At 34.0% G+C, this 16455-nt stretch carries 16 protein-coding genes and 1 pseudogene; 14 read left to right on the top strand and 3 right to left on the bottom strand.

Translation table 11 applies throughout. The features are described 5' to 3' along the window. Positions 1-112 precede the first annotated feature (112 nt). Entirely contained in the window at positions 113-235 is a 123-nt protein-coding gene (locus M663_RS15050) for a hypothetical protein (RefSeq protein ID WP_003867771.1), read from the top strand. A gap of 90 nt (positions 236-325) precedes the next feature. On the opposite strand, the gene M663_RS0101885 is transcribed toward M663_RS15050, so the two are convergent. Genes M663_RS0101885 through M663_RS0101875 form a run of 3 tightly spaced genes read right to left on the bottom strand, consistent with a single transcriptional unit; the run spans position 326 to position 2843 of the window. Next, positions 326-1339, bottom strand: a complete 1014-nt coding sequence (locus tag M663_RS0101885; RefSeq protein WP_029687760.1) for a hypothetical protein — start codon at positions 1337-1339, stop codon at positions 326-328. A 40-nt stretch (positions 1340-1379) separates the two neighbouring features. Further along, the gene (htpX, locus tag M663_RS0101880; RefSeq protein WP_029687759.1) at positions 1380-2279 is read right to left on the bottom strand and encodes a zinc metalloprotease HtpX; all 900 of its coding nucleotides are present in this window, start codon (positions 2277-2279) and stop codon (positions 1380-1382) included. Between the two features lie 18 nt (positions 2280-2297). Next, positions 2298-2843, bottom strand: a complete 546-nt coding sequence (locus tag M663_RS0101875; protein WP_003867768.1) for a LemA family protein — start codon at positions 2841-2843, stop codon at positions 2298-2300. A 306-nt stretch (positions 2844-3149) separates the two neighbouring features. Here M663_RS0101875 and yfcE point away from each other — a divergent pair, with 306 nt between their 5' ends. The 13 genes and pseudogenes from yfcE (at position 3150) to M663_RS0101805 (ending at position 16421) form a co-directional block, all read left to right on the top strand. Next, positions 3150-3704, top strand: a complete 555-nt coding sequence (gene yfcE, locus M663_RS0101870) for a phosphodiesterase (protein WP_029687758.1) — start codon at positions 3150-3152, stop codon at positions 3702-3704. 9 nt (positions 3705-3713) lie between these two features. After that, a pseudogene (locus M663_RS0101865) lies at positions 3714-4172 on the top strand (aldo/keto reductase); the annotation flags it as partial. 270 nt (positions 4173-4442) lie between these two features. Continuing rightward, the gene (locus M663_RS0101860) at positions 4443-5894 is read left to right on the top strand and encodes an RtcB family protein (protein ID WP_029687756.1); all 1452 of its coding nucleotides are present in this window, start codon (positions 4443-4445) and stop codon (positions 5892-5894) included. Between the two features lie 201 nt (positions 5895-6095). Continuing rightward, positions 6096-6311: a hypothetical protein gene (locus tag M663_RS0101850; protein WP_003871019.1), complete on the top strand. Its 216-nt coding sequence runs from the start codon at positions 6096-6098 to the stop codon at positions 6309-6311. 65 nt (positions 6312-6376) lie between these two features. Beyond that, positions 6377-6718, top strand: coding sequence for a putative toxin-antitoxin system toxin component, PIN family (locus tag M663_RS14430; protein ID WP_273702589.1), 342 nt, complete (start codon positions 6377-6379; stop codon positions 6716-6718). Between the two features lie 187 nt (positions 6719-6905). Continuing rightward, positions 6906-7283: a nucleotidyltransferase domain-containing protein gene (locus M663_RS0101840; protein WP_003871021.1), complete on the top strand. Its 378-nt coding sequence runs from the start codon at positions 6906-6908 to the stop codon at positions 7281-7283. Between the two features lie 63 nt (positions 7284-7346). Then, positions 7347-7553, top strand: a complete 207-nt coding sequence (locus M663_RS0101835; protein WP_006570141.1) for a type II toxin-antitoxin system HicB family antitoxin — start codon at positions 7347-7349, stop codon at positions 7551-7553. Then, positions 7553-7774, top strand: coding sequence for a type II toxin-antitoxin system HicA family toxin (locus M663_RS0101830; protein WP_029687755.1), 222 nt, complete (start codon positions 7553-7555; stop codon positions 7772-7774). Before M663_RS0101835 ends, M663_RS0101830 begins: the two co-directional genes overlap by 1 nt. Before the next feature lie 29 nt (positions 7775-7803). After that, positions 7804-8154 carry a phenylpyruvate tautomerase MIF-related protein gene (locus M663_RS0101825; protein WP_004397253.1) on the top strand — a complete coding sequence of 117 codons (351 nt, stop codon included), beginning with the start codon at positions 7804-7806 and terminating at the stop codon, positions 8152-8154. Between the two features lie 170 nt (positions 8155-8324). After that, entirely contained in the window at positions 8325-9812 is a 1488-nt protein-coding gene (locus M663_RS0101820) for a TIGR02677 family protein (RefSeq protein ID WP_029687753.1), read from the top strand. A 10-nt stretch (positions 9813-9822) separates the two neighbouring features. Next, positions 9823-10974, top strand: a complete 1152-nt coding sequence (locus M663_RS0101815) for a TIGR02678 family protein (RefSeq protein ID WP_029687752.1) — start codon at positions 9823-9825, stop codon at positions 10972-10974. Then, positions 10967-15133, top strand: coding sequence for a TIGR02680 family protein (locus tag M663_RS0101810; RefSeq protein WP_029687751.1), 4167 nt, complete (start codon positions 10967-10969; stop codon positions 15131-15133). The genes M663_RS0101815 and M663_RS0101810 overlap by 8 nt, the downstream gene beginning before the upstream one ends. Next, positions 15126-16421, top strand: coding sequence for a TIGR02679 family protein (locus M663_RS0101805; protein WP_029687750.1), 1296 nt, complete (start codon positions 15126-15128; stop codon positions 16419-16421). The genes M663_RS0101810 and M663_RS0101805 overlap by 8 nt, the downstream gene beginning before the upstream one ends. The last annotated feature ends 34 nt before the right edge of the window (positions 16422-16455 follow it).

The following is a 16455-nucleotide window of genomic DNA, read 5'->3' as shown; positions in this document are numbered from 1 at the left end:
AGAAATTATTGATAAAAACACAGGAAGAATAGTAAAAGTTTTTTAAAAATTTTGTTTTACGGCTCAAACTTGTTAAAATAGAGTTAAATAAAAGAGAATGAGGGGAGAGAAAATGGGGGCTCTTGTCCTTCTTGTAGGGCTTCCAGGTGCAGGCAAGTCAACTTTTGCGGCAGAGCTCAAGAAAAAGCGGTACATGCAACAGAATATAACTTTGGTATCCAGTGCGTTAAAATAAGTCAGAACTTGTTGAAATTTTCTTAATATTTACATCAGCGATATTATATATTACCTTGAAAATAAGTAAGAGCAGATAAAATCCTGCTCCCTATCTAAAGTTTACAAATTCTTCTATGAAATAATCAATCGCATTTAATCGGCTCTTTATATGCAAACCAATTTTAGTCCTTTCACACAAATCAACCAATAAATGAAATAAATACTCATCTCTTACAAATATTTTCTTTGGTTTACCCATATTTAAAATATATGGAATTACCATATCAAAAATATATTGCACTTCATCGTCTTCTGGAGAAAGAATATGTTGATCTATTATCATCCCTGATTTAGAATCAGCAAGAATACAAATTCTCCCTGCAATTGGTCTATCATATTCTTTATCTCTAATTATGGTATTCAAGTACGCTATATCAACTTCTATTTCGGCAGAAGTAGTTGTTTGCTTTGCCATTCTTGATAAAAGAAGCTCATCTTTTAATATAGGGATTAAATATTTTCTTTGGGGTAACAAAAGGGGAGCTGCTAAAGTAACCCATTGATTTTTTTGCTCATCGTATTTATGAACTAAAGTTTCTCCCTCTTCGAAGTTAACTACAATATCTTCTTCAATGTAATTTTTTAGTGCTTGTAATAAATGTCTCATTATTGCTGTCTGTTTTAATACTTCTTCTTTATTCAAAATATAAGGAGCATATCCTTTCTTGAAAGACCTAAAATAGATCCAGTTATTTCTACCTCTAAACTTCAATCCCAGGGCCCTTACAATTTGCAATTCTTCTTTAAACAACTCTTCTCTATCCCCAAAATAGCATATAATTACATTATCTTCTTGAAATCGCTGAATTTGCTGTGGTGGCATATCAGTAGTCTCAATAATTTTATAAAAATTGTCCAAAGCATCAAACCCAAAATAAAAACCTATACCGTAAAATTCTCCTCCTCTTCCCATTACACTACAATATACTGGTTCTTCATTTTCTGGCAAAATTAATGTTATTATATCTACATCCCAAAAATATTTCCAAGGATTTAATTCCTTTATTTTAACAGTTACCTCATACAATTCTTTCCACTCTTCTAATGTCGCTTTTTCTTTCATTACTATTTACACCCTTCCTTATAAAATTTTCTTATGTCTTTTACATTGTAAGGCTCTTCAACCTCTTAATTCTCTCTTCAATCGGTGGATGAGTTGCAAATAACTTTTCCGCTCTTCCAAAAGGATTTGATATAAACAAATGAGCTGTTGCGTCAGAGGTAACTCTCATGGGTCTAGTATAATTACCTATTTTTTCAAGAGCTGATGCAAGACCATAGGGATCTCTTACAATATAGGCACCAGTTGCATCTGCCAAATATTCTCTTTGTCTTGAAATTGCAGACCTTATAATTAATACAATAAGAGGAGCAATAATAGAAAAAATAAGCCCAATAATGAGGAGAATTATAGCTCCATTGTCATTTTTATCTCTTCTTCTGCTTTCTCCCATTCCCCACCACATACTTCTTAGCATTACATCCCTGAGTAAAATTATAAGTCCTGCAACAACTGCAACAACCGTCATCAAAAGTATATCTCTATTTCTGATGTGAGATATTTCATGAGCTATTACTCCTTGGAGCTCTTCTCTATTCATCATTTGAAGTAGACCGGTTGTGACACAAACAGAAGCATGCTTTGGGTCTTTGCCCGTAGCAAAAGCATTAGGTTGGGATTCTTCCATTATATAAACATTGGGCTTTGGTATACCTGCTGCGAGAGCGACTTCTTCCACAATATTATGAAGAACATAATATTCTTCCGGATGTGCCGGGATGGCTCCCACTGATGCAAGAGCTATTTTATCCGACTGTTCATACGCTATCCAATTATACAGCACAATAAAAATTGCTAAAAGAACTATTCCTGTAAGTCCCCAGTTGAAATACCATACAAAAAAATAACCTATAGCAAAAAGTATAAGAGAAAATGTAACTATAAATAGATAAGTTTTCCTTACATTTTCTGCTTGAAGTTCATATAGAGTTTTTCTAGACATTATACTCACACCCTTTAATCAAAATTGAACATTAATAGGCCCTCTTTCACCTTCATCAACAGGATAATATTCCTTGGGTGTTAATCTCATCATATTTGCAACAATAGAAGCAGGGATTCTCTGTTGTGCTGCATTGTACTGCATGACTATATCATTATAAAACTGTCTTGCAAAAGCAATTTTATTTTCTGTATTAGTTAATTCTTCTTGGAGTTTTAAAAAATTTTCATTTGCCTTTAATTCCGGATAATTTTCTGCAACAGCAAAAATTGTCTTAAGAGCTTGTGTAATCTGATTATTAGTATCTCCTACTTCTTTTACTGATTGAGCTCCCATTGCCTTAGCCCTTAATTCTCCTAAATTTTCAAAAATCTCTTTTTCATGAGCAGCATATCCTTTTACTGTATTCACAAGGTTAGGTATAAGGTCATATCTTCTCTTTAACTGTACATCTATTTGCGCCCAAGCATTTTCTACTCTGTTTTTCAAATTAATAAAACCATTGTAAGTCACAATAAACCACAAAACTATAACTGCTACGATACCTAAAATTATCCATATCATTTGATTTCCTCCTTCATATTCATTATAAATTTCTGACCTACCATATTTGCTCCTTTAATTTTCTTACACTAAGTTTGACATTTTAATAGCTTTTATATTCTTGTTTTCTTAAATCTTTCTTAGTTTCATTATATTATATATCTATTATACATGCAACAGAATATAACTTTTGGTATCAGGTGTTCCAAAATAAGTTTAGATTATTTTTGTCATGGTATGTCGGAATTTTCTTAATATTTGTGTTGGATTTTGCTTTATAAAATGATAAAATTAAAATTAAGGTGTAGAAAGGTAGGGTGATATTTTATGAAAATTGGTGTTATAAGTGACACTCATGGAGATTATAAATCATGGGAAAAGGCGTGGGATTTTTTAAAGGATTCGGATATTATTTTACATGCAGGGGATGTTTTATATCATGGACCCCGTAATCCAATTCCTGAAGGATATGACCCTAAAAAACTTGCTGATGCAATAAATGCTTGTCCTGTTCCGCTTTTGATTGCGGAAGGGAATTGTGATGCTTATGTTGACCAAATGATGCTTGAGGTGCCTATACAAACGCCGTATGTTTTTGCTTTCATTGAAGGGAAGAGATTTATGATTAATCATGGTCACAGTATTTCTGACGAAGATATACATAAGTTGATTAAGAAGTATAAATTGGATTATTTTATAACGGGACATACGCATATTCCTTTAATAAAAAAGATTGAAAATTGTGTGGTGATTAATCCGGGTTCTACATCTCTCAGCAAACGGGAAGATAAGATTAATTCGGTAGGATTTATTGAAGTTGAAAGTGGAAGTGTTCATATAATTGATTTGGAAAGCGGAAAAGATATTTTGTTTTTGGAATGATATGTAAGTTTAGAACTGCTTAGTAAGTATTTAAACCAAAAGCTTATTATAAACCAATTGCAGTTTAGTATTATGCATACAGGTATGATAGATTCTGGTTTTAATGTGAATATGAAAGTAGATCAGTCTATAGATAGAGATGGCAGTGTTTTGGAGTATTGCAGGTTAAAGAATATTACGATACAGGCGTGGTCACCGTTCCAATATGGATTTTTTGAAGGCACTTTTTTAGATAACGAAAAATTTAAAGAACTTAATGACAAAATTGACGAAATTGCTGCTAAAAAGGGTGTGCCAAGTATTGCTATACCTATTGCATGGATTTTAAGACATCCAGCAAAGATACAACCTATTGTTGGTACGACAAATCCTGCTCGATTGAAAGACATATGCAAAGCATCAGAGATTGAACTTACAAGAGAGGAATGGTATGAGTTATATAGAGCTGCAGGGAATAAATTACCATAAAGGCGAGTATTATTTTATGATAAAGAAAATAAAGTTTACAAAGAGGTACTAAGCAATTAGTACCTTTTTTATAATGAATTTGGTTAGAGTGCTTGAGAGGATTTTTTGCTTCTCCTCGGGTATCCCAGAGTATTGTGAATACTTAAAAGTAAAGTAAAGTGTGATATAATGAAATTAAGAAGGAAATGGCAGGACAATTGAGAAAGATTGTAATATAGATGATAATATGTTTCTATTCGTTAATTGTAGGGGAATAATGAGAAGAAGGGAGTGATTCCCTATGGGGTAGAAGTTATACAGGGGTATACAGTTCTAAAAGATGGGATTAATCGATGGCGAATTCCCAAGTTTGGAAAAATGAGAGTGGATGTTGTAATATATGTGAATGATACGTTAAAAGAGCTTTTATATGAAGACCAGTCTTTGAAGCAGCTTGTCAATGCTGCTAGTCTTCCCGGAGTTATGGAACCTGTTATAGGTATGCCGGATATCCATGAGGGGTTTGGGCTTCCCATAGGAGGAGTTATGGCAATAGATGAGGGAGGTGTCATTTCAGCTGGCGCGGTAGGGTATGATATTAATTGTGGTGTAAGGCTTTTAAGAACTAACCTTGAAGCAACGTATTTTAATAAAGAGCTTTTAAGTAAACTTATAGAGCGGATTGAGTATTATGTTCCAACAGGCATAGGGAAAAAGGGAAAACACAAGGGTATTACACGGGTAATTTTTGATGATGTAGTGCACAGTGGGGTAGAAGCCGTGATTAAAGCGGGTTTTGGAAAAAAATCAGATCTGGAGTATATTGAAGAAAATGGTGGGCTTTCAGGTGCTGATCTTTCTGCGGTATCGAAGGAAGCACAGGAAAGAGGAGAGGAACAACTTGGCACTTTAGGTGGAGGCAATCACTTTATAGAGATTCAACGAGTTGATTCTATTTTGGATGAAAAATTGGCAAGACAATTTGGGCTTTTTAAAGGGCAAATTGTCATTATGATTCACACGGGAAGCAGAGGGTTTGGGCACCAGATTGCTACAGATTATACAAAGATTTTATGGGAAGCGGCAAAGAAATATGGAATTGAGGTACCTGAAAAAGGGCTTGCAGCGGCTCCTATTGATTCGAAAGAGGGCAAAGCGTATTATAAAGCGATGGCAGCTGCAGTGAACTTTGCTTTTTCAAACAGGCAGATAATCATGTTTGATGTGATAAGGGCTTTTGAGGATGTTTTGAAAAAGTCTGAGGAGTCTATGGGGTTCCAACTTGTGTATGATGTTGCCCACAATATTGCTAAGTGGGAAGTACATGGCGGTAAGAGACTTCTTGTCCACAGAAAAGGAGCCACAAGGGCTTTACCATCAGGACATCCTCAAAATCCTTCTTTTTACAAAGAATCAGGGCATCCTGCTCTTATTCCCGGCAGTATGGGTACAGGTTCTTATGTGGTGGTTGGCACAGAAAAAGCGGCAGAGACCTTTTATTCTGTGAATCACGGAGCAGGACGAAGGCTTTCACGAAATAAGGCTAAAAAAATCAGTAAAGAGGAATTTGAAAAGGCTATGGGGGATGTAGTATACAATGTTCGGTCTTATAAAGATATCGCTGATGAGTCGCCACTTGCTTACAAAGACGTAGAAGAGGTTGTGTCTGTTCTTGAGAAAAGAGAAATTACTATACCTGTTGCTCGATTTGTGCCTCTTGCAGTTGTAAAAGGCGCAGATTAATGGGTAAGTTTGCAAATACATTGCTTTATAAGGTATTGTTGTGGACTATAGGAATAATAGTGACGGTTTTAAATGCGATGCTTCTTATGAGCTTTGTTGGATGATTGATACTTTTTTAATTAAATGTTAAAATTAAAATGTAAAGATATAAATATTTTGTTTAAGAAAGTTTAATTGAAGTGAAAGCTGAGGTGAGTGATAATGAAATCAAATTTGAATGAAATACTCAATCTGATAGATAATTTATCATTTGCAGAGAAAAAAATCATTTATAAAAAAATGCAAAACGAGATAAACAGCAAATTGCTTGATATATTAGAAAAAACTAATGAAAGAGCCGAAAAATACCCCATATCATTAGAAGAAATAACTGAAGAAGTAGAGTATATTAGAGGGAAAAGATATGAAAAAAATTAAAGTAGTTATTGATACAAATATTTTTATTAGTGCTTTTCTAGGGAAGTAAAAATGCAAAATTTTTAATGAAAGAAATTTTTAACGATGAATATATACTCATAATGTCAGCTGAACAATTGCTAGAAATAAAAGAAGTATTGAATCGACCTAAGTTTAAAAAGTATGTTTCTAAGTCAGAAATTGATGCACTTATTGAATTGCTTTCTTTGAAAATAGTTGAGCCTGTTATATATCAAAAAATCACAGATTGTAGAGATGAAAAAGACAATATGATTCTTGAAGAAGCTGTATATGGAAATGCGGACTATATAATAACTGGTGATGATGATTTGCTTGTATTAAATCCTTATAGATGGATAAAGATTGTTGAGCTAAGAAGTTTCTTAAAAGAAATGTATGATTTGTAAAGTAGAGATATTTATTTAAGAAAATAAGAAAATGATGATAAATTATGAGAGGGGACCGGTAAGATACCCTTGATTTTTTTATTAAAAAATTGAGGTATACTAGTGTTTTGCAAAGTTTTGTTGGGTGATTGATATAAATGCTATAAAATGGTAGAATATATGTAAAGAATCTTGTGTGGTGAGGAAGATGAGTATCACTGATGAAGAGAAAAAGAAAATACGTGAAAATTGGCGGTTAAAGAGTAAAAAAGAGAAAGAAATGCTAGAAATACGAAAAAAGGATGCATTAGATAAAGCGTATAAGATTGCTAAATTTTTGAAAGAAAAATATAATGTGAGTAAAGTTGTCTTGTATGGATCACTGGCAAGGGGATTTGATTTTTGGGAATTTTCGGATATTGATATTTTTGTAGATGATTGGGACGATGATAAGTTTAACTACTGGACAATGTTTGTTGAGATAGAGAATATTGCAAGGCCTTATAAAGTGAGTATAGTTACACAACGAGATGCTACGGAGGCTTTGTTAAAGGAAATAGAGAAAGAGGGGAGGGAAATAGGGTAGTGGATGTGGGTAAGGTAAATAATACTAATTGTGTTAAAATAAGAATTTTGGTGGGGTGATAGTATGAAAGTTAAGTTTACTGTAGTTATTCAAAAAGAAGAAAATTGGTATGTAGCAAAGTGTATTGAAAACAGTGTTGCATCTCAGGGGAAAACTATAGAGGAGGCATTAGATAATCTAAAAGAAGCATTAGAGTTGTATTATGAAAATGGAGAGCTTGACCTGGAAGAGAAACCGCTATTTATAACAACAGTGGAGGTAGCAATATAATGGGATCGAAATATCCAGTTCTGCCGCCAGACAAAATTTTGAGAGCACTAAAAGAATTTGGATTTGAGAAGATTTCTCAAAAAGGTAGTCATATAAAGCTTAAGAACCCAGATGGTAAAGTAGTTATTGTACCGTTACATTATGAGATAGCTAAAGGAACGTTAAAGAGTATTCTCGAACAGGCAGGAATATCATTGGAGGAATTTAAAAAACATTTATAATGGTCTATTATTAGAAAGGAGTGAGATTTATGCCAATTGTAAATTTAATTACAAAAGAAAAGATTGCATCAGAAAAGAAAGAAATTTTAAAGAAAGAATTTGCCGATGTGATGTATGAAGTTGCAGGAAAAAGTGAAAATTGGCTTATGGTAAGATTTACTGAAGAAGAGGATATATTTTTCCATGGACAACCTCTTAAAGAGGGTGGCATTGTCGAGATAAAGCTTGTTGGCAAACTTCAAAAGGGACAAAAGGAAGAAATATCAAAAAGGATTTGTGATGTTTTAAATAAGGTTTTGGGCTATAGAAAAGACAGTATTTATATGGTTATCCAAGAAATAGAAGGACAGAATTGGGGTTATAATGGAAGCACTTTTTAAAAATGGAATGCTTAAAAGTGAAAATGATGAGAAGATTTTTTAAATCCTTATTATTTCCATAAATTTGGGAAATGATAAGGATTTTTGTTTCAAAAGGTCAAAAAATAAATTGAAATGATGGAGTATTAAGTTTACAATATATATGAAATATAAATGCAAGGTGAAGTGTTATGGAAGATAAACTTGATTTGAATGTGATAAAACCGATTGAAGAGGTAAAGTATTTGTCTGCGGAAAATGCTTCGCGATATCGCCTTATCATGAGGTATTTTTATGAACAGTACCAGAAATTTAAATATTGGCCGTACAAAGAGGATGTATATGAATATGTAAGTCAATTTGATATGTTTGCTGACTATACAATGGAAAAATGTGAGCAGGACTTAAAAGCACTTACTGAATGGAAAAACCTTATTGCGACACAAGATACCAGTAAAGCTTCTACGATTGACGAATTTAAAAACAAAAAATTCAGGTATCAGCTGAGTCCATATTCTATTGAGATAGAGAGAATGACCATAAGGCTGGAAAGCATCGTCGGTTATGGTGGGTCACTACAGCCGTCTTTATTTGAAAGGATTTACCGCAATTTAATAAAGATAAATGAAATGGCGAAAAAAGAGGATTTACAGGAAATAAACAGATGGTGGGAAGACCTCAATACCGACTTTGAAAATATATATCACAATGCGACAGATTACATTGCAAGTCTTCAAAGCTCTAACGCTGATGAACTTATGAAGTCAGAGCAGTTTATAATTTACAAAGACAAACTTATAGAATATTTAAGAGATTTTATAAAAGACCTTCAGAGATTTTCTGTTGCCATAGAGAGCTTTTTGAAAAAGGTGAGTCCGGAGGTTGTCAATTCCGTTGTAGATAAGTTATGCCAATATGAAATGAGTATCCCAAGAATTGACAGGGTTTTAAATGAAGAGGAAGTAAAAGAAGATTTGATGGATAAGTGGAATAACATATCTTTTTGGTTTACAGGTCATAATTTTGAAGACAGCGAGGCAGTAAGGCTTCTTAATATATCAAACGAAATAATCAGAAAAATAACAATGTATGCGGCGAGAATAGCAGAAAACAGGATGAAAGCTGCCAGCAGAAAGAATGAATATATTGCTCTTTCTAAAATGTTTGCAAAAGCAAGCAATATAAAAGAAGCACACCTTTTGTCTGCGGCGGTTTTCGGTTGCTTTTACACAAGGCACATAAAAGGTGATTTTGAAAGAAAGACAGAAAGTGTAAACCAGAGCGTATGGGAAGAACCGCCCTTTAAAGTGATTATAAAGCCAAAAACAAGGAGCTACGGTAATTCTGTTAAGACAAATGCGATTATTGATAAAAGCGCTGACAAGACGGAGATGCTGATGGACTATCTCAATCAGAAAAATATAGAAGATGAAATAATAGCAAGTTGCATTGTTGGCAATAGAATAAGGATAAAGGATTTACCTGTTGTAAAACCTTTTGTGAGGGCAACGATACTTAAATGGATAGGAAAAGCGATGGCAAGAAATGGCTTTATAGGTAAGACAGAAGATGGCAGAACATACAAGCTTCATATGCCAAAGAATGGTGAGAGGGCAATACTAAAATGCACAGATGGTAATCTTGATATGCCTGATATTGTAATTGAGTTTGTTGATTGAAGGTGAAAATATGGAAGAACTTCAGATGCTTCTTGAAAATTTTTGGATACTGAGAGAGGATAGAGAAAATTTCAACAAAATAAGAGATGCGGAGAATAAAATAAAACCTTTTGTTGAAGAAAAATTAGGATATAGATTGATTATAAACCCATATATTATTAAGTTGGAAAAAGTGCCGTCAGATGTTGAAGAGTGGATGGGGATAGATGCATTTCAAATGCCTATGGATTATGCATTTTTGTGTTTGCTCTTAGCTTTTTTGGAGGATAAAGGACCAGAAGACCAGTTTGTGCTGTCTAATATAACGGAATACATAGAGGCGCAATATGATGGACCTGATAAAGTAGATTGGACGCTTTTTCAGCACAGAAAGTCACTTGTGCGGGTGCTCAATTTTGCTGTAGATATCGGTATAATTAAAATAGATGATGGTGACCACGAGAGGTTTTCAGAGAGTGAAGATACTGAAGTTCTTTACGAAAACACAGGTATTTCAAGGTATTTTTTGAGGTCTTTTAACAGAGAAATTACAGAAAACATGAAGATTGAGGATTTTTTGCAGGAGGACTTAAATCTTTCAAACTCCAAAGATGCGGTTATACAGAGAAGGCACAGGGCGTACCGAAAACTTATTCTTTCACCTTCTGTGTATAGTGAAGGACCTGATGACCAAGACTTCATGTATATAAAAAATTACAGAAATACTATAGCGAAAGATTTAGAGGAGTATCTTGATGCAAAACTTCACCTCCACAAAACTTCTGCTTTTGTTCTCTTTAATGACAACAAATATTTAAAGTCCTATTTTCCCGACAAAAACAAAAACATATCTGATATAATGCTGCAGGTAAGTAAAATTATAAGACAAATGATTGAAGATGGAAAACTCGCCTATAATCCTGATGATACTATAGATATAACTGAAGCAGAATTTATAAATATTATTTTGAAAGTAAAGGAAAGATTTAGTGATGGTTGGTATAAGTCTTACAGGGAAATGAGTGAAAAGCAGCTTATAGAAGAGGTCATTGAAAACATGGAAAGCTTTAAGATGATAAAAAGAGTTGAGGAATTGCATTCTATTAAAATATTGCCTATGGCGGCAAAGTTAATTGGGGAATATCCTCCAGATTTTGAAAAAGGAGAAGGTGCAGATGAGTGAAAAATTAGCCGAAAGATGGATGATTAACAGGATTGGGCTTCTTAATTTTTGGTATTATGATGATGAAATATTTGAGTTTGCAGATGGAAGGCTTCTTTTAAGAGGTGCTAATGGTTCTGGAAAGTCAGTGACAATGCAGAGTTTCATACCTTTAGTATTAGATGGCAACAAAAGTCCTGAAAGACTTGATCCCTTTGGCTCAAAGGCGAGAAAGCTTGAGGACTATCTTCTTGGGGAAGAAGAGGTAAGTGGGCTTGATGAAAGAACTGGCTATCTTTTCATGGAATTTAAAAAAGAGAAAAAAGACAGCTACATTACAATAGGCATTGGACTAAAGGCGAAAAGGCATCAAAATATGGACTTTTGGGGCTTTGTAATACTTGACGGCAGGCGTATAGGTATCGACTTCTTTTTATACAAAATGGAAATAGGCGATGACGGCAAAAGAGTAAAAGTCCCACTTACCAAAAAAGAACTTAAGAATAGAATAGGTGAAGGCGGAGAAGTAGTTGAAAGCCAAAAAGAGTACATGGAAATGGTCAATAAATACATTTTTGGCTTTAGTTCTATCGAGGAATACGACGAGCTCATAAAACTGCTGATACAGCTTAGAAGTCCAAAGCTTTCCAAAGACTTCAGGCCTACTGTGATATATGAAATTATGAAAGTTTCACTGCCTTCTCTCACAGATGATGATTTGAGGCCTCTTTCAGAAACCATAGAAAACATGGACCAGATTAAGATGCACCTTGATGTTCTTTACAGGAATATGGCTGCAGTAAAAAAGCTTAAAAATGAGTATGACAACTACAACAAATACATTCTTTATGAAAAGGCTGGGGATTTAGTAAAGGCATACAGCGATTTATACGCATCAAAAAAAGAATACGATAATTTAACTAAAGATATTGAAAATTACAGAAGTACAATAGCAAACTTAGGGAATGACATCATTTCTCTTGAAAGTGAAAAAGAAGCCTTAAAGAAAAAGGAAGAACAGCTTTCAAGTGGTGATGCTAAAAGAACCCAAAAGGAGTTATTAGAAGAAGAGGATCGATATAAGCAGTATTTGGAGGATAAGTCTAAAAAAGAAGGAGAACTCCGGAATAAACAAGATAAATATTATGGTTTAGAAAGAAAGATAAAAAACATTGAGGAACAAAAATACAAACTGGATAAAGAACTACAGGATAAATTAGAGGATATATCTTCAATTGCACAGGATATAGATTTCATGGAACATGAGTTTTCTGTAAGTGAACTTAAAAAAGTGTATGGAAAAGAATTTGATTTTACTTATTGGAAAAATGAATTAAAAAAGCATAAAGATAAAATAAAGCGTGCCATCAATGCATTGAGAGAAGAAATAGAAGCAAATAAAAGGTATGATGCCGCACTTAAAGAGCAGGAAAGGCTTAAAAAAGAAAGAGAAGACAGGGCTAAAAAGCTTAATGAGGCAGAAAGGCTTTTTGACGAACAAAAAAGAGAGTACGTTGAGAGAGTTTATAGTTGGTCGCAGGGCAATGCAGAACTTAAGCTTTTAAGTAGCCAACTGGAAGGCTTAAGCCGTGTCATACTGGCGTATGGAGAGGATAAAGGATTTGACGATATTTTGGCTTTTGTGAGAAAACCCTATGAGGAAATACTAAATGGAATTCAGCAAGAAATTTTAAGATTAGAAAATCAAAGAGAGGTAAAAGAAAATCAGCTTCATGAGAAAGAAAAGTTATTGGAGGAATGGAAAAACAAAAAAGATCCTGAGCCTGAAAGAGATGAACAAGTCATAAACAACAGAAAAAGGCTTAAAGAAGCTGGAATTCCTTACATTCCTCTTTACATGGCGATTGATTTTAAAGAGGATGTGGATGATAAGACAAGAGGCAATATAGAAGCTGCGATAGAAGACATGGGGCTTTTGGATGCTCTTATCGTGCCAAAAGAATATTTTGAAAAAGCTCTTCAAATGGACAGCAATATGGCGGATAAATATGTTATGCCTGGAAGCTTTAATATGATGTTAAATGTATCTCAATATTTTAGAGTAGTTGACAATGAAGAAGGAGTTTCACCAGAAGATATTTCAGATGCTTTAAGCAATATATTTGTATCAGAAGAAGGCGGGACAACCTATATCGATTCAAATGGCGCATATGGAATAGGAGTAATAAAAGGGAAAGCACGGGATGGAGTTAAATCAAAGTACATCGGGAGTGAGTCTAGAAAGCGCTACAGAGAAGAGCTTATTAAATCTATACAAGAAGAAATACAGGCTATAAAAGCTGAAATATCTGCAATCGATGAGGAAATAAATGCAAAAAAATTAAGGATACAGAGGCTGGATTACGAATATTCGGCATTTCCCGGGAAAGAAGATATTGAAGAAGCATATAGATATTTAAAAACGGCAAAGGCTGATTACGAATACACCTCTCATAAACTGGATGAACAGCTTTTCACAGTTAAAAACTGTTTTGAGGACCTTCAGAAAAAGAAAGCTGTTGTAAGAGAATTGACATCTGGTATAAACATACATCCAGATATTGATACCTATTCTTCTGCGTATGAATATGCGGAAGAATACGCTTCAGGGCTTAATGAAGTAGAAATACTATACAACAAATATGTTTTGCTCATTTCAAACGAAGAAATGTTATTGCAGCAAAAACAAGATTTAGAATACGATATTGATAACTTAAAGTACGAAATAGATGTACTGGAAAACAAAATACAGAGTTCTGTTAAGAAAATTGAGATGCTAAAAGAGACATTAAAAGAACTTGGACTTGAAGAAATTGAAAAAGAACTGGAGATTTGCCTAAAAAGGCTGGAGGAAATACCTAAAGAGATTACAAATAAATCAGCCGAAAAAGCAAAACTTGAGGAGCGGCTACAGAGAAGCTTAAAAGACCTTTTAAACATTGAAGAAGAGATTAATCTTAAAGAGGAAATTTACAATATTGTTGAAGAGGGTTTAAAAAGGGAATTAGCACTTGGCTTTGTCAAGCAAGACGTTGAAATGGAGGATATGTTAAAATTAAGTAAAAGCATTCTTTCTGAATACAAAGGCTTTTTTGACAAGGCGGGCTTTGACAGAGAAAAGTTTACAGAGAGACTTCAAAATGTGTATTTTGAAACTCGCAACGAACTTTTAGAATATGGGCTTTCAATTGGCAATATCTTTGACGAAGCTTGTGAGGGAGACAATGAAAGAATAAAAGAGGCAAAGAATAAGCAGAGAAGGCTCAATATTACGGCAAATATAAATGGTAAAATTGTGTCTTTATATACGCTTTATTCTAATATTGAAGAAGATATAATGGCGAATGAAAGCCTTTTAAGAGAGACTGATAAGATTCTTTTTGAAGAGATTATAATGCACAATGTGGGAATTAAGATAAGGGCAAAGATTTTTAAAGCAGAAGAATGGGTAAAGAAAATGAACAAACTTATGTCTGAAAGGGATACTTCCAGCGGACTTAAGTTCTCTATTGAGTGGAGAAGCATTCCTGCTTCCAATGAAGAAGAACTTGATACAAAGGAACTTGTAGACATTTTAAAATCCGATGCTGATATGCTGAAAAAGGAAGTCTTCGATAAAGTTGTAAATCATTTTAGGTCAAAAGTAGAAAGAGCCAGGAGGGCAATGGAGGAAAAAAACAATACAGAAACTTTTCACAAGATTATGAAAGAAATATTGGATTACAGGGATTGGTTTGAGTTTAAGCTTTACTACCGAAAAGAAGGGGAAAGCCGCAAGGAGCTTACTGATAATGCCTTTAATAAGTTGAGCGGCGGAGAAAAAGCGATGGCCATGTATATACCTTTGTTTTCCGCGGTTTACTCAAGATATGAGGGAGCATCGCCGACTGCACCTCGCATAATATCTCTAGATGAAGCATTTGCAGGAGTTGATGACACAAACATAAGGGATATGTTTAAACTAATTGAGGACTTAAGATTTAATTATATAATGAATTCGCAGGTTTTGTGGGGAGATTATGACACTGTTCCCAAGCTTTCAATTTATGAACTTGTAAGGCCAAAAAATGCAAAGGCTGTATTGGTCATGAAGTATTTGTGGGATGGAAAGGTAAAGCACCTTATACTTCCTGAAAAAGAGGAGGTTGCCGCTACAGAAGTGGGTGCTGTAAATGAATAAAGAAGAACTTAAATATTTTAAAGAAAAAAAGGGATACAAGAGGATTTTTGAAGGTATACGGGAAAAGTACAGAAGTTTAGGACGTCTTGGAGGCGTTGTAAAGCTTGATAATCTTACGGAAGATGAAAAAGAAGTACTTACAAACCATTTTAAAAAAGACTATAGGACAAAAAAATCTGCATCCATTGATGTGGCAAAGTTTGAAGAGTCGCTAAAAAATACGCGATTTGAGGAGTATACGCTAAAAGACATACTGGAATACTATTTTGGCGAAAAACTCACCAGCAAAAAAGAGGATATGGAAATATTGGCAAAAGAAAGAGAAGAGTTCTTTAAAGAGCTCTTCTCTAAATACCAGGAATGTAAGTGCATTGATTGGCTAAAAAGTTTGTATGAGGGAACCGCTGTAGGGGTAAGGACAGTAAATCAGAGGTATTTAAATGATAGAAATGGGCTAAAAAAAGATATAATGTATGTATGTGATGCTATAAATAATTTGCCTGTTTATAAAGGGGAAAAGAAAAGACTGCCGGTGTTTTCTTCCCAGATTGCACGTAATCCTCACTATTTTGATTCAAATACAGAAGCTGGAAGTATGTTTATAAACGCTTTATGCACTTTAATGGGGCTGAATGAAGTAAAAGGAAGTGAAGAAATATCAGAACTTTATTACAACGTTGGCATTTTGATAGATGAAATATCCAATTATGTCACACTCTCAGGACTTTTGGCATATGAGGGCGATACGGAAAATCAAGTATTTAAGGCTGCTTATGAAAGCAATCAAGTCTTGCAAGTTCCTCTTTTAAATTTGAGTAAAATTGAGAGGGTCATAAGCCCTTCTAAGAAAGTGTATGTTGTAGAGAATCCTTCAGTTTTTACATCTTTAATAGATGCCACAAGCAAAGTATTTCCTCTTGTATGCACATATGGCCAGCCAAAACTTTCTTCTCTCCTGCTCTTGGACATGCTTTATAAAGAAGGGACAGAGATATATTACTCAGGAGATTTTGACCCAGAGGGGCTTATGATAGCAGATAGATTGTACAAAAGGTATAAAGACAAGTTTCACTTTTTAAGGTACGGTGTAGAAGATTATTTAAAATCTCTTTCAAATGAAGTCATAAATGATGTAAGGCTTAGTAAGCTAAATAAGATTGAATCACCTTTACTTTTTGATGTGGCAAAAGAGATGAAAATAATAAAAAAAGCAGGGTATCAGGAGCTTATAATAGATGATATTATAAATGATATAAAATTGATTGAAGAAGGTAAGGGGGAGTGGTAAAATTAAGGTAATAAGTATGCCTTCTTAAAGAGGT

The organism is Thermoanaerobacter sp. A7A, assembly GCF_000445185.1.
Classification (GTDB): domain Bacteria; phylum Bacillota; class Thermoanaerobacteria; order Thermoanaerobacterales; family Thermoanaerobacteraceae; genus Thermoanaerobacter.
This window is presented reverse-complemented; position numbering and strand designations above follow the sequence as displayed.